Source organism: Akkermansia sp. BCRC 18949 (assembly GCF_045011645.1).
Classification (GTDB): Bacteria; Verrucomicrobiota; Verrucomicrobiia; order Verrucomicrobiales; family Akkermansiaceae; genus Akkermansia; species Akkermansia massiliensis.
Window position 1 is genome coordinate 1,511,390 of sequence record NZ_CP123619.1, and the last position, 20,027, is coordinate 1,531,416.

The 20,027-nt window shown below is 57.5% G+C and carries 16 protein-coding genes and 1 tRNA gene; 5 read left to right on the forward strand and 12 right to left on the reverse strand.

The window, feature by feature from the left end:
* The first annotated feature begins 179 nt into the window (after positions 1-179).
* On the forward strand, positions 180-1,640 hold the full coding sequence (locus tag P8A25_RS06275) for a hypothetical protein (protein WP_102727144.1): 1,461 nt from the start codon (positions 180-182) through the stop codon (positions 1,638-1,640).
* Between the two features lie 757 nt (positions 1,641-2,397).
* Here P8A25_RS06275 and P8A25_RS06280 read toward each other — a convergent pair.
* The 5 genes from P8A25_RS06280 to P8A25_RS06300 all read right to left on the reverse strand — a co-directional run bounded on the left by P8A25_RS06280 (position 2,398) and on the right by P8A25_RS06300 (position 9,123).
* Positions 2,398-2,472, reverse strand: a tRNA-Val gene (locus tag P8A25_RS06280).
* 74 nt (positions 2,473-2,546) lie between these two features.
* Positions 2,547-5,237: a cytochrome c biogenesis protein CcsA gene (ccsA, locus tag P8A25_RS06285; protein WP_215442651.1), complete on the reverse strand. Its 2,691-nt coding sequence runs from the start codon at positions 5,235-5,237 to the stop codon at positions 2,547-2,549.
* Between the two features lie 50 nt (positions 5,238-5,287).
* On the reverse strand, positions 5,288-5,863 hold the full coding sequence (gene rbr / locus P8A25_RS06290; RefSeq protein WP_022397298.1) for a rubrerythrin: 576 nt from the start codon (positions 5,861-5,863) through the stop codon (positions 5,288-5,290).
* Positions 5,864-5,947: 84 nt separating this feature from the next.
* Entirely contained in the window at positions 5,948-6,574 is a 627-nt protein-coding gene (locus P8A25_RS06295) for a hypothetical protein (RefSeq protein WP_102727141.1), read from the reverse strand.
* Between the two features lie 23 nt (positions 6,575-6,597).
* Positions 6,598-9,123, reverse strand: coding sequence for a DNA translocase FtsK (locus P8A25_RS06300; RefSeq protein ID WP_102722446.1), 2,526 nt, complete (start codon positions 9,121-9,123; stop codon positions 6,598-6,600).
* A 427-nt stretch (positions 9,124-9,550) separates the two neighbouring features.
* Between P8A25_RS06300 and P8A25_RS06305 the strand changes: the two genes are divergently transcribed.
* From P8A25_RS06305 to P8A25_RS06315, 3 genes are all read left to right on the forward strand, one after another.
* Positions 9,551-10,309 (forward strand): hypothetical protein, encoded by a 759-nt coding sequence (locus P8A25_RS06305; RefSeq protein ID WP_215442650.1) that lies wholly within the window; start codon positions 9,551-9,553, stop codon positions 10,307-10,309.
* A 65-nt stretch (positions 10,310-10,374) separates the two neighbouring features.
* Positions 10,375-12,345 carry a family 20 glycosylhydrolase gene (locus tag P8A25_RS06310; protein WP_215442649.1) on the forward strand — a complete coding sequence of 657 codons (1,971 nt, stop codon included), beginning with the start codon at positions 10,375-10,377 and terminating at the stop codon, positions 12,343-12,345.
* 19 nt (positions 12,346-12,364) lie between these two features.
* A complete protein-coding gene (locus P8A25_RS06315; RefSeq protein WP_215442648.1) occupies positions 12,365-14,413 on the forward strand; it encodes a sulfatase-like hydrolase/transferase in 2,049 nt (682 codons plus the stop codon).
* A 35-nt stretch (positions 14,414-14,448) separates the two neighbouring features.
* Here the strand turns inward: P8A25_RS06315 and P8A25_RS06320 are convergent, their stop codons facing one another.
* From P8A25_RS06320 to P8A25_RS06345, 6 genes are all read right to left on the reverse strand, one after another.
* Positions 14,449-15,405, reverse strand: a complete 957-nt coding sequence (locus P8A25_RS06320) for an acyltransferase family protein (RefSeq protein ID WP_215442647.1) — start codon at positions 15,403-15,405, stop codon at positions 14,449-14,451.
* Between the two features lie 165 nt (positions 15,406-15,570).
* Positions 15,571-16,014, reverse strand: a complete 444-nt coding sequence (locus tag P8A25_RS06325; protein ID WP_022398277.1) for a GNAT family N-acetyltransferase — start codon at positions 16,012-16,014, stop codon at positions 15,571-15,573.
* A gap of 83 nt (positions 16,015-16,097) precedes the next feature.
* Positions 16,098-16,697, reverse strand: a complete 600-nt coding sequence (locus tag P8A25_RS06330) for a GNAT family N-acetyltransferase (RefSeq protein ID WP_022398276.1) — start codon at positions 16,695-16,697, stop codon at positions 16,098-16,100.
* 164 nt (positions 16,698-16,861) lie between these two features.
* Entirely contained in the window at positions 16,862-17,119 is a 258-nt protein-coding gene (locus P8A25_RS06335; protein ID WP_253231699.1) for a hypothetical protein, read from the reverse strand.
* Between the two features lie 432 nt (positions 17,120-17,551).
* On the reverse strand, positions 17,552-17,983 hold the full coding sequence (locus tag P8A25_RS06340) for a hypothetical protein (protein ID WP_022398274.1): 432 nt from the start codon (positions 17,981-17,983) through the stop codon (positions 17,552-17,554).
* A 117-nt stretch (positions 17,984-18,100) separates the two neighbouring features.
* A complete protein-coding gene (locus tag P8A25_RS06345) occupies positions 18,101-18,622 on the reverse strand; it encodes a phosphoribosyltransferase (RefSeq protein WP_215442645.1) in 522 nt (173 codons plus the stop codon).
* A gap of 120 nt (positions 18,623-18,742) precedes the next feature.
* Between P8A25_RS06345 and P8A25_RS06350 the strand changes: the two genes are divergently transcribed.
* Positions 18,743-19,285, forward strand: coding sequence for a hypothetical protein (locus P8A25_RS06350; protein WP_215442644.1), 543 nt, complete (start codon positions 18,743-18,745; stop codon positions 19,283-19,285).
* On the opposite strand, the gene P8A25_RS06355 is transcribed toward P8A25_RS06350, so the two are convergent.
* Complete coding sequence (locus tag P8A25_RS06355) at positions 19,242-19,829, reverse strand: hypothetical protein (RefSeq protein WP_215442643.1); 588 nt, start codon at positions 19,827-19,829, stop codon at positions 19,242-19,244. The genes P8A25_RS06350 and P8A25_RS06355 overlap by 44 nt on opposite strands.
* Between the last annotated feature and the right edge of the window lie 198 nt (positions 19,830-20,027).

Below are 20,027 nucleotides of genomic sequence, written 5' to 3' on the forward strand. Positions count from 1 at the left end.
CGCAACCGAAGGAAGGGGAGGTTCTCATGAATCCCGTCCAGAGTTGCCCTGACCGTTGAAGAAGCCAGCCCGCGTGGAAGGTGCAAGCCTTCCATGCCGGATGAGCCGGAGTTCATCATGGATAAGGAGGCGCCAAAGTTGTTCAACTACCTCACTACAACCAATAATAAACAAAAATCATGGATAAAATTACTTCCATCAACGGGATTTTACTGACGGCCCATAATGATTTTTATGAGCATGAAAAAAATAATTCCGTTCACATCACAGAGGATGAACGAACGGCCTGGAACTCCAAGGCTGAAGCATCTGAAGTTAATTCCAAAGTAAGCACGGAAACATTCGATGCCCACAAAGCGGACGCGTCAGTCCATATCACGGAAGAGGAGCGCAACCGATGGAATACCGCTCCCCACTTGGATGAGAGCGGCAATATGACGCTTGCAGGAAGCCTGACGACAACGGGAACCTATAATGCCAACGGCGGCATTAACATTGGGGGGCCTGTAACACTCGGCGCCGTGCAGATACCTGCTGATGTCCTGCCCTCCCTCTACAAGGCAGCTGCGTATTATTACGCCTACCAGTATGAGTGGACACGGGAAAATATTATACGGGATTTTTGCGATGGCACAATTATTACCGCCTTGCCAGATGATATGCCGGAGCCAGCAGCCCTGACCGCATTGACAAATGGAACTAATCTTTTCACTCTCTCCAAGCTGACCCGCTTCCCGTCATCATGGAGATTCCCTAATTTAACAATATGCACTGGGATGTTTAGACAATCTGACGTTGATGAGGTGACGATATCGTCAACAAATATTACCTCATGCGATACATTGATTTACGGTGCTGCCAAATGCCGCCGCATTCATATGGACTTTGGCAATGTAACGTCCTTGTCCTACATGGCGGAGGGCGCGGGTCTGGTTGATTTTAAGCACAATCTAAAAAATGTAACTAATGTCAACAACGCGTTTATGTCCAACAAATCTATGGTGGAATTCGGCTCCGCATTACCGAAGGCCATGTACGCCACCAATTTTATGAGTTGGAATTTCAATTTGAAAACATGCCGCTATCCGGTTGATGCAAATGGACAGAGCATTTATGAGAGTGGCCTGGAGCAGGCATTGGATGCCGAAGGAAATGGCCTGTATGCCTATTTGACCCTGCCGGAAATAGTCGCCGGAGGGAATGCGTTTCATGCGACGCAATTGGATCTTCCTACCGCATTGAGTATCATCAATAGCTTGCGGATGTCCGCTGACGGGATAACTGGAGCAACGTGGGAATTGACCATTGGAGTCCATGTGGATCATAAATCGGCTCCCGAGCTTCTTGCAGCCATAGAAGGAGCCACGCACCGCGGGTGGACTGTTACGGTTCAATGGAATGGAACGTCTACGTCCAAAGCCAAAATCCGGCAGTTGGAAAAGGTATGGTGCAAAGCCGTACCGGGAGAAACCGGGGATTACGTAGATCAGAACGGAACGCGTTATATTGTTGACTGGGGACATCTGGTAATTAGTAAGACCATGAAGAACGAAGAACTGGGGTACAGTTCCTTTGATTCCCTTGATGACGCCCTTGATCAATGGGGGCTAACGAAGCAGAGAACTGAGCCGTTAATATAATTCTTTCAACGAAAACCGTCTGGCTGATTTTCAATTTCCTATGCCGCACCTCTTGGATAGGAAAACGATCGCAGAGTTTTTTTCACTGTGGAACCAGCGCTTTTTTTTACTCCTGTTCATCAGTTTGAGATACCTGCACATATATTCCAGATGGTTGTCGGGGGAGGTATCTGGCGTAACACCTAATGAAACCTGGTGGGCCCTGATGATCATTTTTTTCTGAGTCCGGTCACGCCTCGAAAATTTGTTGTATTATTTATTTATCCTCTATAGAAGATTTCTTATTACCTGAATTAATATTTATATTAAAACTAACGTGTTTTATGTTTGATTCCATCAAACAGATCAGCAATAAATTCAAACTCCATTCACAATCACTAAAATCAGATACGGCAAGAGAAACAACCAACTTTTACATGAACACAATTTTATTCATTTTGCGTGTTTTTAAATTTCATTCCTCAAGAAAAATATTTCCGGAGAAATTTGCCTTCTAAATTTTGCAGCTTCCGGAATTTTTAAAAATCATAAAAAACTTATAATAAACAAAATACAACAATTTTTAAATCTCAACTTCATACCATTGCATCAGCTGCTAACATAATTCCTACCACTGGTATTAAAAAAGCACTATACTTCTTCCATTACACTTCTTGTCCAGCATTAAATAATTAATTATATCATGCTTTAATAACAATAAAAAAGCCGCGCATTCAGAGCGCGGCTTTTTTATTTAATTTTTATAAAAGAAAGTCTTTGGTACACGGAGAGGGATTCGAACCCCCGACCAACTGTGTGTAAGACAGCCGCTCTACCACTGAGCTATCCGTGCATGAGGTGGCGGGAATATATACCGGGGAACCCGGACCGGCAAGGAGAAAATGAGAAAAATGCGTCCTTCTCCGCCTACCTGATGTCCACGCGCCGGAGCGCGCGGTAATGCAGGATGACGAAGAGGACGCACAGGACGGCTTCAGACCAGTAGAAAATGTCCAGGGCGTCACGGCCGGAGGTGAAGCCGTAGGAGTGCAGGCCCACGCCCAGCATGTTGACGCCCCACCAGGCAAAGGCGATGATGACGCCGCCCACCACGTTGCTGAAGTGGAGCAGCCAGGGGGACAGCCACCCGGCTTTCCGCGCGTGCAGCACGGTCAATTGCCACAGCACAATCATCAGGGCCCCGTTTTCCTTGGGATCCCAGCCCCAGAAGCGCCCCCAGGATTCATTGCCCCAGATGCCGCCGAAGACCGTTCCCACCAGCGTGAATACCAGGGAGAAGCACAGGATGCCGTAAGCCATGCGGTCCAGGGATTGTTCCGTTTTCCTGCCGATCAGGCGCAGGGGAGAGGCCAGCAGGTACACATGGGAGAGCACCGCCGCCAGCAACCCGGCCACGTACCCCAGCACAATGGTGATGACATGGGTGGAGAGCAGGAAGTTGGAGCGCAGGATGGCTACCAGGGGGTCCATGTGGTCCACGGCCTGGGAGGATTCGTACAGAATGCCCATCTGGCAGGAGAAGGCCCCCAGCAGAAGCCCCGCCGCCAGCACGATGCCCTTTTTGCTGAACAGCTCCGCCACCAGCGCGCAGAGCACGCCCATGCACGCGATGAAGGCGATGGTTTCATACGTGTTGCCCACCGGGGACCTCATGGTGATGAGCACGCGGATGACCAGGGCCGCCGCCAGCACGCCGGTCCCCGCCGCACCCAGCAGCCACGCAGGGCTGAACCCGCCGGGCCGCAGAAAACGGCGCCAGAGGGGAGCGTTGGCGGCAGGACGGAAGAGGGCGCAGAGCAGCAGGCACACGAACGCCGCCACAAAGACGGCCAGGGAGGCATAGAGCGGGTCCAGACGGTAGTAGAAGATTTCCCTTTCCAGGCTGTGCCGTTCCCCGGCGGAGGCGGCTTCATTGGGCTGCGCCAGTTTTTCCAGCAGCAGTCCTTCCGCCTTCATCCGCAGTCCGGAGGCTTCCGCTCCTTCCATGCCGATGGCCTTGCGTTCCAGCAGGGAGGCCATGGCCAGAAAGGCTCCGGTGGCTTTGTCCGGGGCGGCCGTCCACAGACGCTCCCCATGCTGGCCCGCAGAGGGGAACCAGCGGGGGAATTCCATCCGTTCCATGGCGGAGGGGTCTTCCAGCATGATACGGGAGCCGAGCATCCAGCCGCGCACCACGTCAAAGTTGCGGGAAAGGGCCAGGATTTCCTTCTGGGCTTCCGTCAAGTTCGTTTCTCCCAGCAGCCGGATTTCCCGGACGGCGCGGGTCATTTCCTCCCAGTGTTCCGCAATCTGCGCGTAGGAGTATTTTTTCCGCTTGTCCGCCTGGTCCGGCAGGTGCAGACGCCTGACTACTTCCTCCCGGTTAACCAGGAAGACGGGATACTGTTCCGCGAATTCCGGGCGGAACATGCAGTCCAGCATCCATTCCACCGGAGAGAGTTTCCTTTTCCCCTCCGGCGTCTCCATGGCAAAGCTTCTTTTGCCCAGGGTCCGGAGCAGATGGAAGCCCGCGTACGTGGAGACGGGCTTCAGGCGCCCGCCGTCCTGGACGGCCATCGCCCCGGCCCGTTCCACCAGGAAGGAGGACCAGGGCACGTAATGCTCCACCCGGACCGGATGAGAGGCAGGCCGGGCCGCCAGCATGCCGACGCCGAAGATTGCCGCCACCAGCACGCAAATGCCTATCAGGCGCAGGCGGCGCTTGCCGCCGGAAGCGGGCGGCGCCGGCTGGTCGTCCGCCGCCTCCGTTCCGGCGGGAGCCTGGCCGGGTTTGCGGCGCAGGTACCTTCCGAAGACGCAGGCAAAGTGCCACAGCAGTCCCGCGGCAATGATGTAGGAAGACCATTTGGGCATCTGCTCCAGGGGATTGTGGGAAGCGCGGAGGACGGAGATGAGCCTGCCCGGATGCAGGGAGTCCTGCCCCCAGCTCATCTGGTACAGCGTCCAGCCGGAAAGGCGGAGAGGCTCGTTCATGCGGATGACGGCATCATACTGGCCGCCGGATTCCGGAAAGACGGTTACCTGGGATTCATAGGATTTGGGCTTGGAGGTGCCGGGATAAAATTCCGGCACGAAGCGGTTCAGGCGCAGGTCAAACGGCAGGGACTGCTCGTGCACCCGGTCGCCCTGGGGCAGTTCCACCTGGTCCACGGCCACCGTCATTTTATTGCCCAGCATGATGCCGGCCAGCAGCAGCAGAATGCCGCCGTGGGCCACCAGCACGCCCGCGTGCCTCCAGGTCCACCGGACGCGGAACATCCCGCCTATGAGCAGGTTGGCAAACAGCAGGGCGCAGGTAATGCCCATGCCGGGCAGCGGCAGGGAAACCAGGGAGTTTTCCCCGCCCAGCGGTATCAGCACATACGGCGCGCCGAAGAAGGATTCTATGGCCGCCTCCGGCCCCATGGAGGAAGACAGCCGCACCTGATGCAGCGTTCCGGCAAACGTCAGCACCAGCAGGATCAGCATCAGAGCGATGCCCAGCCCGTAGCTTCCGGCGAATTTCCAGAGGCTGCGCCCATATTTCATCCACACCGCATCCGTGCGTTTCCAGTCCATCAGCGTAAGGCGTCCGTAAGTAAAAAGAGGGCCGATCACACGATCAGCTCGTGAAACCGGCCCCAATCATGTTTCTGGAGAAAGGACGATTAGAAGTTGTCCGCCAGTTCTTCAAAGAACGCCTGGGGATGCACGCAGGCCGGGCACACCTTGGGGGCGGTGGAGCCGGTGTGCACGTAACCGCAGTTGCGGCACTTCCACTGGATTTCCTTTTCCTTGGCAAATACCTTGCCTTCGCGCACGTTTTCAGCCAGCTTGAGGTAGCGCGCCTCATGGTGCTGTTCCACAGTGGCAATCTGGCGGAAGGTTTCCGCAATGGCGGGGAAGCCTTCACGGTCAGCCACCTCGGCAAACGTGGGGTACATTTCGGACCATTCGTCGCGCTCGCCGGCAGCGGCGGCCAGCAGGCATTCCTCCGTGGATTCCAGGGGAGCCGTGCAAACGGTGTGCGTTACTTCAACGCAGGCGTCCTTCAACAGCTTGAAGAACACCTTGGCATGTTCCTTTTCATTGTCGGCGGTTTCCAGGAAGATGGCGGCAATCTGCTCATAACCGGCTTTCTTGGCCACGCCGGCAAAGTAGGTGTAGCGGTTGCGCGCTTCGGATTCTCCGGCAAAAGCCTTGAGAAGGTTCTTTTCTGTTTCTGTTCCTTTGATGGATTTCATAAATTAGTCATCTGGTTGCGTAAGCGGGATTATCCTAATCCGGGCTTGCTGAAAAACAAGCTTTTATTGAATGAATCTAAAAAATCATTTTCCTGCCGATTTTCCGGAAAAAGCCTCGCGCCACGGGTCATCCAGCTTGCCCGGAACGCTTTCCAGCTCCCGGAGGATTTTCTCCCGCTCACGGGAAATGCGCTCCTGGTCCGCGGGATCCGGCGCGGGGGCCTCCCCGGGCACCGGAAGCAGCCCGTCCGGCGTTTTGCCGCCGTCCGGGGAAATCGGCGGGGTAACCTCCTTGCCGTCTTCATCCGTCCCCGGTTCCGGATTGTCCGGGTCCGGGTTATCCTTTTTTCCGGAGCTTTCCGGAGCGGCCAGGTTCCGGTACAGGAACACCAGGTCCCCTGCCTCCACGGCTCCGCTGCGTATGTCCGCCGGAATGCGCGCCCGGCCCATACGTTCCTCCGTCACGATCAGGTTCGCGACCCTGCGGTTTTCCTCCCTGCCCGGAGACTGGGAGATGAGCACGGTTCCGGGCTCGTAAACGTTCCCGGCCAGCGCAATGAGCACATAGTTGTGGCTGGGGTACACCTGCTCCACCTTCCCCACGTACACGGGAGGCCGGACGTTTTTTTTGACGGGCCTCACCTGCTGGGAGCAGGAGGCGCTCAGCAGCGCGAACGCCGCCAGAGCAGGCAGGGAAAGGATTCGTTTCATGGGGAGGGGCTTTTCTCGTCGTTTCATTCCACCAGCACCTTGCGCGGACGGTTGGTATTGTCCGCCGGGGCAATGATGCCGCGGGATTCCAGCAAATCCATCATGCGCGCCGCGCGTCCGTACCCGATGCTCAAACGCCGCTGCAGCAGGGAGGTGCTCACCTTGCGCTCAATGACAGCCACTTCCAGGCATTTGGCGTAGCATTCCTCCTCCGCGTCGTCCAGCGGGCTGTCCGCCCCTCCGCGGGAGGGTTCGTCCAGGGATTTCTGAACCTCTTCATGGAATTTCTGCCTGGCCTGGGAGGCGCAGTGGGCCACCAGGGCTTCCACTTCGTCGTCGGAGATAAAGGCGCCCTGCGCCCGCTCCACCTGGGCGGAACCCGGCGGCAGGTACAGCAGATCGCCCTTGCCCACCAGTTTTTCCGCGCCCTGCCTGTCCAGAATCACGCGACTGTCCGTGCCGCTAGCCACCTGGAAGGCGATGCGCGTGGGAATATTGGCCTTGATCGTCCCCGTCACCACCTGCCTTCTGGGCGTCTGCGTCGCCACAATGAGGTGGATGCCCGCGGCGCGGGCTTTCTGGGTCAGGCGGCCGATGTTCGTTTCAATGTCCGCGCCCACCGTCTGCATCAGGTCCGCAAGTTCGTCAATGATGATGACGATATAGGGGAAGCGTTCAGGGATGACGCCGTCGTCCTCCAGGTCCAGTTCATCATCCTCTTCCGCGGGCCATTCCCCCTGGGATTCCAGGTCACGGGCAATGGATTCCGCCAGGGCTTCATCCACCTCCCCGTCTTCCGGTTCCTCCGCCTCTTCCGCAGGCGCGTCCGGCGGCCGCTTGTTGAAGGCTTCAAAGTTGCGCACGCCCACCTTGGCAAAGCAGTGGTAGCGGTGCTCCATTTCATTCACGCACCAGCGCAGGGCATTGGGCACTTTCTTGGGGTCCGTCACCACCGGCACAATCAGGTGCGGCAGCTTGGAATAAGGCTGCATTTCCACCACCTTCGGGTCCACCAGGATGAGCCTGAGCTCATCCGGCCGGAATTTCAGAAGCATGGAGGAGATAATGCTGTTGATGCACACGGATTTGCCGGACCCGGTGGCCCCGGCCACCAGCAGGTGCGGCATGGATGCCAGGTCCCCGATCACGGTGCGGCCATACACGTCCTTCCCCAGGGCCAGCGGTATTTTCTTCTTGGGGGAGCAGAAGCCGGGGTCCTGCAAGAGTTCCCGCAATGGCACGGCCACCTTGTTGCGGTTGACGATTTCAATGCCCACCGTGTCCTTGCCCGGAATGGGCGCCACGATGTTCACGCTCTCCGCCTTCGTCGCCAGCGCGATGTCCTTCGCATACTGGTCAAAGGTGTTCACGCGCACGCCGCGCGCGGGGTAAACTTCATAGCGGGTGATGGTCGGGCCGCGGGTAATGTCCCCCGGCGTCACGTCCACGCGGAACGTCGTCAGGGTATCAATGATCTTCTGCTGGATTTCCAGCATTTCATCCTTGTCCTCTTCCGTAGGGCCTTCCGGCTTTTCTTCATAATGCAGCAGCTCAAACGGAGGAAGCTCGTAATCCCGGAATTCCTCCGTAGGCGGCGTGGACAGTTTGGAGAAAGGCTGCTCCCTGGGAGCGGGCTTGATTTCCGCCGGCTTCGCCACGGTAATCCTGGGGCGCGGCGTCAGCGGAAGATGCCCCTGCGTACGCGGTGCGCGGGGGGCGGGAGCGGGGTCTGCGGACCTGGCAGGGGAAGCCGCGGCCACTTCATTATATAAGCCTTCCAGGTCGTCCCCGGTGCGCTGCAGGCGGGGAGAGGATGCCCTGCCCTTTCCGGCCGGCCTGGGGGCGGACAGGGCCGCATCTTCCATGCTGGCCCTCACGCGCGCCGCCTCCCTGGCAAGCTGCGCGGACTGGCGCGCCATTCTTTTCTCCTTCCTGTTCATGCGCCAGGCGCGCCACTCCCGCAGCATGGCGCGGAACAGCGGGCGGGGATGCATTCCCGCGGCATAAACCAGGGCCAGCAGATAGCCCAGCCCGGAAAGAACCAGCACGGCGGACGTGCCGGTCAACGGAAGAAGCAGCCCCGTTCCCAGCAGATGTCCCGCCAGGCCGCCGGCGCCCTGAATCTGGTGGCGCGCCACCCATGCGTCACCCGGCACATGCCCGGCCGTCAGGAACAGGCAGCCGAACAACAGCAGGAAAAGGCCGCCGTACACCACGCTGCGGGGCAGACTTCCACGGTGCAGCAGACGGTAAAGCCCCCACCATTCCAACAGAATGACCAGCATCCAGGCCATGCCGCCCAGCGCCCAATAAAGAATCCCCGCGCCGTACAATCCCGCCACGCCCAGCACATTGGAGGTGCCCGGAATCACCTGCCCGGAATCATTTAAATAACTCCAGCCTATTTCCCGCACGTCAAACGTCAGCATGGCCGCAAGCAGCGCAGCCCCGCCCAGCAGGGACACGACGCCCCACGCCATTCCTATCCAAACAGGGGGACGCCCCTCTTCACGCTCAAATGCATGATGCTCCTGCACATCCAATGCCATACCTGCCTTCTATCCTAACAACTCCGCGCCCCCAACTCAAGGCTAAACAAAAGGAGGGGGTCCGGAAGGCCGCAGGTTTCTCCCGATTACGGTGGAAATGACAGATTTCAGGAAGGAAAAACCCGGAAGAGCCTCCTTTCCGGACTCCACCGAACAGCGTCATGCATAGTCCTTCCCTTACCTGCGCAAACGGCTTCATTCCCCTTCAAACCAACACAAATACAGCAATAACCAATTCAACCTTCCTATCTTATTGATTACACTAATTCAACCATATTTCTATTATAAAAAGACATGTTATTCAATACTTGGGCACCTGTAATAAAATATCCAGCGGATTGCAAATTCTGTAGTTTCATGGCGAATAAAGCGGAATTCGCGCCAGTGCGGAGCGGCCTTTCCGCTTTCCAACAGAAATTACATATAAATGAAAACGTCCTTTTTCCTGGCATTACCCGCAGCGGCAGTTCTATCGGCACACGGAGCGGAGGCGTGGAGTTCCCTTGACGGAATTATTCCGGAGCTGAAGATGGGGGAAACCTCCATCACCCGCATCGATTATTCCTCCGGAGGCGCCCTGATCACGAACGGAGGGCCTTCCGCAAGCGCCGTTCAATCCGTCCTTGGCTCTCTGGATGCGGGATGGTATTCCGGCAACAAGAATAACAATGACGGGACGCTTGCCTCCGTGACGGGAGATGGCGCCGCCAAGCTGGTTTCCGCCTCCGGCGCAGGAGGAGGATTTACGGCCGTCAAATTCAATGAATTGTCCGCCAATACCCTGTCCGGGTATGCAGCCCTGAGGATTTCCTTTGATACAGGAGGGCTTTCCAATACCAGCAGAACGGGACAGCCCCAGAATTTCAGCTTGTGGTACAGCCTGGGGGGAGAGGAAAATTCCGTTTTCCAGGCTGGTTCCACGATTTCCGGCCTGGCAGGCAACGTTAATAACCAATCCTATAGCTGGACGGTTTCCAACGATGAATACGGTTCCCTGTTCGACCAGGGGGCCACCTTTTATCTGGTGATGAATACCGATGTTCTTAACGCCAGCTATGCTTATCAGGAGCTTGCCGTGAAAAATTTCAGCGTGGAGGGCCTTCCGGTGCCGGAATCTTCCTCCTGCGCCGCGGCATTGTTCGGACTGGGAGGCCTGTGCCTGAGGAGAAAGCGTGGAATCCGGTAAAGGGAAACTGCCTCATTTTATGTTTGATGAAAGACAGTCCCGCATGTGAATGTAGTAGTAGTACCATGCGACTAAACCCTTCCCTCCTTTTGCTGGCATCAGGCCTGTTGCTTTGTTCCCATCCTTCCTATGGAGACTGGACTTCCCCGCATCCACTCCAGCAGGAAGAAGCCGCTCCGGCAGCCCTCATTCCCTTCCCGGCCCATGTTGACTGGAAGACGGGGACATGCCCCAAAAAGGCTCCCGTTTCCGTTAAAAAGAACGCGGCCCTGGCCAAGACGCTGGGCAAGGAAGGCTACGAGCTCCAGGTCCGCCCCAACGGCATCCTGATCAGGTCCGCCACGGATGCGGGCGTTTTCTATGCCCGCAGAACGCTGGACCAGCTGGGAGCCCGGGGGGATTATCCGTGCTGCGACATCAAGGACAGCCCGGCGTTCGCCATCCGCTGCTTCATGCACGACGTAGGCCGCAATTTCCGGTCCATTGAGACGCTCAAGGCGGACATTGACGAAATGGCCCGGCTGAAATTGAACGCCTTCCACTGGCACCTGACGGATTACCCGGCATGGCGCATCCAGTGCAGGAAGTACCCCGTACTGAATGACCCTTCCAAGAGGATCAAGGACCGGGACGTCAATGACACCTACACCTACGACCAGATCAGGGACCTGTTCCGCTACGCCAGGAAACGCCACATCCAGATCATCCCGGAAATCGACATGCCGGGGCACAGCACCTATTTCAAGAACTGCTTCGGCTTCCCGATGCACGATCCCAGGGGCATCAAGATTCTGGAGGAACTGCTGGAAGAGTTCTGCCGGGAAATCCCTGTGGAGATGTCCCCCTACCTCCACATCGGCGCGGATGAAATCCGCATCCCCAACGGGAAGCAGTTTGCGGACCGTATGGCGGCCAAGGTCAAATCTTTGGGCCGCCAGCCCATCCAGTGGGCGGGCAACAACGACCTGCCCGTCTCCGGAGACAGCTACGCCCAGTTGTGGAATGACGAAAATTCCGTAGGACTGCCGGACCCCGCCAAGCAGAAGAATCCCTATTTTGATTCCACGGCAGGCTACATCAATTCCTTTGACCCCGGCATCCTGGTGCGCCGGAATTTCTTCCGCCAGCCCTGCGGAACGGCCAGGAGCGACAACCATTCCCTGGGCGTCATCCAGTGCCTGTGGCCGGATACCCGGGTGGCAGACAAGAAGAACATCCCCATCCAGAGCCCCCAGTGGCCGGCCATGTTCGCCATGGCTGAACGCAGCTGGAAGGGGCTGCCGGAGGACGGCTCCCGCTTTGCCGGCAAACTGCCGGAGAAGGATACGGAAGCCTACAAGGCTTTCTCCCTGTTTGAGAAACGCATGGAAGCCCTGGCCGGGGACAAGCCCTTCCCCTATTGGCGGGATTCCTTCATGGAATGGACCGTCTTCGGCCCCGTTCCAAAGGACAGGGAGGAAGAAGTGAGAAACGGCCTTCTGGCGGGAAAAACCCCCGCAGGGCCGGAGCCCATCCAGGCCCGCGGCGGCAATCTGTACTTCCGCACCCGTGCGGGGGCGGAAGGCCTGTTCTCCAAAACGAAGCCGGGAAACACCGCCTGGGCGGAAACGACCCTTTATGCGCCCAAGGCCGGCACCATGTACGCCATGGTGGGGTTTGACGCTCCGGCCCGCTCCACGCGGCGCTGTTCCGGAGTCCCGGCAGCCGGGGAATGGTCCCAGTGCGGCACCAGAATATGGGTGAACGGAAAGGAAGTGAAAAATCCCCAGACCTACAAGCTGGCAGGACAGCGGCGTTATGAAAAGCACACCTGGAATTCCCCCGCCAATGAAATACCCTTTGACAATGAGGAATTCTGGTGGGCGCGTCCCCCCGTTCCCTTCCGGGTGAAGGCCGGAGAAAACAAAATCCTGATTGAACAGCCGTATACGGGCAGCTTCCAGTCCTGGGGCATCAGCTTTATTCCGGTGAAAAAATCGGGAGAACGCTGGATTGCCGATCCAGGCTATTCCGTCAAGACCGGGCCTGCAAAGTAAGATTCCATTTTTTGCTGAAATGAAAGAAAAACGCCTGCTTCCCCTGCTGGCCGTCCTTCTGGCAATTCCTTTCACCGCAGCCGCCCAGCGGCCCAACGTCATCCTGATCCTGATGGACGACATGGGCTGGGGGGATCTGCCCTCCTACCAGGACCAGCGCATGAAGGAGGGATTGCCCGCCATGGACAATCCCGGACTGAGAACACTGGCCAGCGAAGGAATGACGCTGACGCGCCATTATTCCTCCGCCCCGCTTTGCGCCCCGGCCCGCAGCTCCCTGTTCACGGGGGTGCACCAGGGCCATGCCAAGGTGATCCGGGACAGGTCCTTTGACCTGCCCATCGAACAGGCCCCAACGCTCGGCACCGTCATGCAGTCCGCCGGGTACAGGACGGCCCTCATCGGCAAATGGGGGATAGGCGGAGGAACGGAACACGCGGGCACTCCGCAGGAATCCACGGCCTACCCCACCAAACGCGGCTTTGACTACTACTTCGGCTACCTGGACCACGTCAGCGGCCACCACCATTATCCCAAGGAAGACCCCAATCCCATTTCCCCCACCAAGAGAAGCGGCATCTGGGACGGGGACAAGTGCGTCACGGCGGATTGCGACAAGGCGTACTCCGTGGACCTGCTGACGGCCCGCGCCAAAAAATGGATTATAGATACGCACCGCCAGAATCCCCGCCAGCCCTTCTTCCTGGCGCTGACCCACATAGCCCCCCACTCCCAGCTCCAGATCCCCACCGGCCCCTATCCGGAAGGCCGCGGCGTAAAGGGCGGCGTGCAATGGCTGGGGAAGCCCCACAAGCTGGTGAATACCGCGGAGGGCAAGATCAACTCCTACATCTATCCGCGCTATGCGGACAAGAAATGGCCCATGGCGCAGAAGAAGTACGCCACCATGATCGCGCGGCTGAGCGATTCCTTTGAAGACCTCATCCAGACCCTGAAAGACCTGAACATTGACAGGAACACCGTCATCATCATGACGTCGGACAACGGCCCGCATGACGAAGGCGGCCAGAATCCGCAGTTTTTCCGCAATTACGGCCCCTTTGACGGCATCAAGCAGGACGCATGGGAAGGCGGCTTCCGCGTGCCGACCATTGTCCGCTGGCCCGGCCGCGTTCCGGCCGGTTCCGTCAGCGACCATCCATCCCAGTTCCACGACTGGATGGCGACGCTGGCCGCCATCGGCGGCGTCAGGGATCCCTTCCGGAGTGACGGCGTTTCCCTGCTCCCCACCCTGCTGAACGACGGAACCCAGCCGGACAGCCGCCTGTACATGGAATACAGCGCCAAGATGTCCCGGAACAAGACGACGACGCCCGGCTACCAGGATTTTCTCCCGTCCAGGAGGAACGCCGTCCGGGGCGACCAGCAGATGGTCTACCTCGGCAAATACAAGGGAGTGCGTACCAACATCCAGTCCCATGCGGATCCGTTTGAAATTTACGATACCGCGAAGGACCCGGCGGAACGCCATGACCTAAAGGACACGCCGGAAGGGAAAAAGATGCAACCCATCATGCACGACAAGGTGCTGAGAATGAGGCGCGTTTACGATTATACCCACCCGGTGCGCGGCACCTTTGCCCAGCGGCCCTATGATGCAGAACCTGTTCCGGCCCTCCGGAAAGAGGAAATGCCCGGCACCCTGGTTCCCCTGACGGCGCAGTCCTCCCAGGGCGTCCGCCGGAAGGACGGCAGCATGAAAAGAGAGCTCTATCTGAACGTTCCGGAAACCGGGAAATACGTCTTCTTCATGAAAACCCCGGCGAAAAAGGGAGCTAAAGCGTTCGTCAGGCTACACGACGCGCATCTGCTGGATGCGGAATACGGCTACAAGCCCGGCGCGGAGGTATCCTCCTCCATGGGGGAAGGAACGACGGAAGGAGATGCAGGAAAAACTGGGCTGAAGCCCATCCCGCTGGAAAAGGGCTGGCATCCCCTGTTGGTTGAAACGGAAGGCTTCCCCGGGCTTCCCGACCTTTTCTGGCAGAGGGAAGGCGGCAGGAAAGAGGCCATTCCGGTCCAGGCCTTCCGCACGGCGGCTCCCTGAACGGATGGGGCGAAACGTCCGCGCCGCCCCTGAGGTCATTTTCCCCCGGTCATCAGGACGAGGGCGCGCGGGAAATACCGTTTGAGGAACAGGTAAACGCCTCGCGCCAGCATGTACACGACAGGCACCAGGCACCACCAGACCCAGGGCGCCCACGGGGACGGGAAGCACGTTTCCACCCCTGTCAGGGCAATCAGCACGAAGATGTGGGAACAGTACACGAAAAAGCTGCCGGACGACCACCGCGCCAGCCGTTCCGACAGTGCGGGGCTGACGACCCTAGCCACTATTCCGAAGCTCAGGAAGGCCAGAACAATCAGTCCGGAAAAAGCGACGTCCGGAACCAGGAAGGTATCCGCACAGCTTGCCCAGACAAGGGCCGCAGAGGCCAGAATAATGGATGAGTGCACGGCCAGGGGCATCTTCCCCCAGCGGTCCAGGCAACCCGGTGCGGAAGACGCCAGCATGATGCCGAGCACGAAGTCCCCGAACATATAGGGACTGGGCCACGCCAGGGTGTCATCCCACCGGTGCAGGAACAGGCAGAACAGGCCGAGCGCGTAAAGCGCGGGACGCCAGCGGTGCAGCAGGAACGCCGCCAGGGTAAAAATCATCAGGTCCCGCAGGAACCACATCGGGGTCAGCAGGGGACACGTTCCCGCCCCGAACACGGAAGCCAGCGAACCAGGGGAAAGGGACATGCCCGCTACCAGCCAGTAGGCCGCGCACCAGAAGAGGTACGGCCACAGCAGGGACAGCAGGCGGCCGCCCGTCCATTTTCCGGCCCCGCGCCCCTCCAGGCGGGAGGCGGAAAAATATCCCGCCAGCAGGAAAAACGTCGCCAGCGCCGGACCGATCAGCCATTCGTTGGGAAGAAAGGGGCCGGAAGGCACATGCTGCATGACGACGACCAGCGTTGCCAGCAGCCGCGCAGTCTCCACCCAGGGCAAACGGGGGCGAACTGCTGTGCCGGATAAGGGAGAGATGGTCATGACGGGTCCCATTCTGGATGATCGCTCTGAAAAAGCACTATTTTTATTATGTGAATAACCGGCCTGTCGTTCGCAAGGCTTCCAAATGCTTTCACAACAGGCACGCATGAAACAGGCGTTTTCCCATACCTGCTTTCTTATGCCGAAGGGGAAGCTGGCGGCGTGTCAATTCAATCTCATGTACAAGAGCGGGTAAGGGTTTCCCTGCTCGTCATGGGCCGTTCTTTTATGGACTTGAAAGCCCATGTATTCATAAAAACCTCTGGCGAGCGGATTTTGCTCGTTCACGGCCAATTCATTGATGGAATAAGCTTCGATTCCATATTCCACCAACTTCTTACCGAGGCCTTTCCCCCGTTCTTCGCTTGCAATGAACAGCATTTCAAGTTTCTGGCCGCCAATCCCCATCAGGCCGACAGGAAATTCGTTTTCGTTCTCCGCAACGATCAGATGAGGTATCTCTCTTAATGCTTGCGGAATGTATTCCTTAATATTTTCTATTTCGCTGTCCGGCAAAAACAGGTGCGTCTCCCTGACAGATTTTTCCCACAGTTCCATGAGCTGCCGTATCAGCAACGGAGTTTTTTCCTGGATTTCAATGATTCTCATATTCCACTAAAAGCTGTCTTCATTAATACCGGCCATACCTTGGCGTGCTTGCGCATTGGCAGCACTCCTACCTGACCGGACCTTTACAAAATCCCGTACTGCTCCGCAACCAGGCCCCTTATTTCATCAAAGGTTTTCACTGCGGGAGGATTGTCCGGGTGGTTTCCCAGATGTTTTTCCATCCACACCATATGGTACCAGCGGCCGAACTTGTACCCGCACTGATGAAACTTTCCTGCGAATTGATATCCCAAACGTTCGTGGAACTGCACGCTGTCCCGCCCAAGCCAGGGGTCTTCCGCCTCCGGACAGGCAATGCAGGCGTTTAGATTCAGGATATTCTGCAAGGAAAGAATCTTTTCCAGCGCTGCGTACAATTCCCGCCCTATGCCCATTTTTTTCCGGTCTTCCCGGACGTAAACCGTCGTTTCCACGGCCCAGCGGTACGCGGCACGGTTCTTGAAAACGCCGGCATAGGCATAACCGGCAATTTCCCCTTCCCTTTCGCAAATCAGGAAGGGGTATTTTTCCAGCACATGGCCAATTCTTTCCTCAAATTCCTGTACCTCCGGTACTTCATATTCAAACGTGACGGCTGTTTTTTCCACATACGGAGCATAAATTTCAAGCAGCTTTGCCGCGTCCCGCCTTGTCGCAATCCTGATGGTATGATGATTTTTCATCCCGCTCCCCGTCTTTTCCGATTGATCTCCCTGGGCCCAATGCCGCCATTCTAATTATTTCACAGGCAACTGTCAATGTTGGCGCCTCCGGCAGGGAAAACACGGCCCGGCGACAAGAAAGCCGGATAATGTGCCTCGCCAGCTTCCAGCCGCCGGTTCTTCCGTTATTCCTTCCTTTTAACGGCAAAAAAGAGGTCCATGGAAGGATGGCTGCGAATACTTTTTTCCGTATGGAGTTCGTACTCCATGTTCAGGGTCCCGTATGGGCTCTGCGGGAGCCATTTTTGGTAAAAGTACCTTTTGGCGGCCCCAATGGCCGCGCCCCATAAAAATCCCAGCCGGGGCCTGACCGTCATTCCGGCATATTCCCCGGGGGGAAGAAACGCCTGCTCCAGCCCGTCTTTTTCAAGTGTGCCGCCCACAAATAGTTCAAAGGAACCATTCCGGCCATCATAGTTTCTGGACAGAACAAAGAAGGGAAGCACGCTTCCCCGCGGCACGGAAGCCAGGGAATGATAAGCCTCTGAAAGGGCATGGATATCCGCGGAGATCGTTTGATCGCCGGATTGCCTCCCTATTCCCTAGATGGCCTGTTCCCCCAGGTTCACTATTTCCACTGCCGATTTTGACATGCCGTTTTTTCTCCTAATAAAGTTCCGTTTTTCCCTGCCCGCTTGAACCAGTGCGCCCAGTAATGAACATGCTGCCCTGCATCCATTGCGGCAACAGTATAAACCGGGTTTTTCACGGCCCTTCCCCTACGTTTCCCCGGTAGAACGAACGCCCGCAAAAAGGCCGGATTCCCCGCGGAACCCGGCCATTGGAAAGGATACGGCATCGTGCCGGTCCCCGGCTCAGGAATAAAACCCGATGTCCGGCTCACGTTCCTGCCGCCTTCGCTTGAAATACGGGTTGCGGTAGCGGTGGATGCACTTGCTGGGGGCGCCGGGAGTATAGTGGAGCGGGTCCGCCTCCTTGGCGGCTTCCCGGCCCAGTATCTCCACAAAGTCCTTCAGAGATATTTCCAGGTCTGCATCGTGGCATGCCAGGGCGGCGGACAGGCGCACCTTCCCGTTGTCATAGTCCACGTACATGGCAAACAGCGTGGTCTGGTACAGATGCCACGGTTCGCTTTCCAATTCTCCGGACTGGTGCTGGCTGATGGCCTCCAGCAGCCACGTCAGCGCGTGTTCCAGTTCCAGATTGTCCAGAACATCCCGGATGAGGGACGTTTCATGGCCGAAGACGGCCACGCTTTCCTGTTGTCTTGCCCTGTTGATTTTCATGTCTTGGTTCTCCTTTCCGGTTTCCCTTGTTGAGCGGGGACGGCGGATGGCTCTGCCGCTCCAACTAGCTTGGACACTTTTTTTCAACAGGTTGTTCAATATGAATTCGGGAATTTGTCAGCCCATGTCCACTTTCCCGATGTAGGGCAATTCCCGGTAACGCTCATCCAGGTCCATGCCGAAGCCTACAAGGAATTCATTTCCCTGCGTAAAACCTACGTAGTCAGCTTCAAAAGGCACTTTCCGGCAGCAGTGCTTGTCCACGGCCACGGCGGTGAGAACCTGCCGCACCCCCTGCCTTTTCAATTCCCGGCAAACTTCAGCCAGAGTAGCGCCCGTATCCAGCACGTCATCCACCACCAGAACGGGCACGTCAGGCCGGAACGGCCCGCAGTCCCCATCCCATGCCACGGAGCCGGAATGTTCCATTCCGGCGTAGCTGGTGATCTTGACGGTTTTCACCACGGGCCGGGATTTCAAATGCCCTTTCAGCATCGTGGCGAAAGGGATGGCGCCATTCAGCAGCAGCAGCAGAATATAGGGCCTGCCTGCCATGGCCGCGTCAATGGAGGCGGCCAGTTCCTTGACGCGCGCGCGGATGGCTTCCTCTCCAATCAGGGGTGTGATGGTGTAAGTCATGGAAACGGAAGCATGATAGCGTTCTCCCACAAGGAAATCAATCCTTGAAGGAGAACGGTTGACGGCGGAAAATGCTTCCGGTATGTTGCGGCTGAGATGATCGGCATCCCGAACTACCGCATGTTTTCAGGGTTTCTCCTGGTGATTCTTCCGCTGCTGTGGCTGGGCGCATGCGCTTTTACATGGATTTTCCTTTCCATTCCTCCCCAGTCGGAAGTTATGGGAGAGAGCATGAGAGCCGTTTTCTCCCTTTTCGCCCCGTTTTTAAGCGTGGGAATCCTGGCGGTTCTGCTGGACATCTGGTTCGGCAAGAGGATTTATGAAGCCAGGAACGGCTGGGTGCATGCGGAAAAAAGGCTGTTCGGCCTGCGCCGGGATGCTTTTGACTATGATCCGGAGCTTTTGTCGGAATGCTCCGTGCTTCATGTGGACGAGCATACACCGTTGAGCGGGGAAGAACTGGAACGGCTGAGGCATGCAGGCGCCACTATCTGCCGCAGGGGAAGAAGGGGGCCGCAATATCCGGCTCCCTGCTGGGTCTGCCGCCTCGTTTACGACGGCCAGGTCCTCTTCCTGCTGGCGGCGCCTTCACGGGAACCTGCCGACCGTCTGGCGGAGTTCATGGCAGCCGTGATACGGACACGCCGGGAAAGAGGCGCGTGATTTGCTCACAGACCGCTTCTGCTCCGGGAAGCGCGGGCCAGCCTTGCGGCTCCGGTTTTCCGTTTGGCGGGAACCGGTAGCGGAATACCAGGTCTTCCGGCCCGGCCCGATGGGCAACAAGGCGGATTTTCCGCAGTTCCGCCCCGTTCCACTGCCGGAACAGGACGCCATTGCCGTCCGCGGCCGGCCCCAGGGACAACAGGCGCATATTCGTCAGGGCGTGCAGGACGGCGTTGGCCCGGCGCGTTTCCAAAACCGCGTTGATCAAAAGCATGCCGAGGAGGGCAATACCAAAAAAACAGCATATTCCCATGACCGCCAGCGTGAACATGACCTCACCCGTCCAGACCGGAGCGGACGCCGCTATGCAACAACCCCAGACCCATGCCGCGGCAAAGAAAACCGAAAACAGCATTCCCTTCCATTCCTTCGCGGCCCTTCTCCACCATCCGCAGCGGGATTTTCCCTGCCACAGGATTTTTTCTCCCGGCAACAGGCGTTCGGCCAGTCTGTCACGTTCCTCCCGTGTCAACAATTCCTGCATGTTTATCCTCTCCGTTTCCGCCTCTATACCAGACGGAAAGGCGGCTTGCACTCCTTTTGTTCCGGGAAATGCCGATCAGCAACGGCGTAGTATTGAAATGAGCGTCGGCAAACTTTTTCCTGAAATCCGTTACGTCCCTGCGGACGCGTGCCGTTCAATGGCCTCCAGGGGCTTGCGGCGCTTCATCCGGCAGAGGGC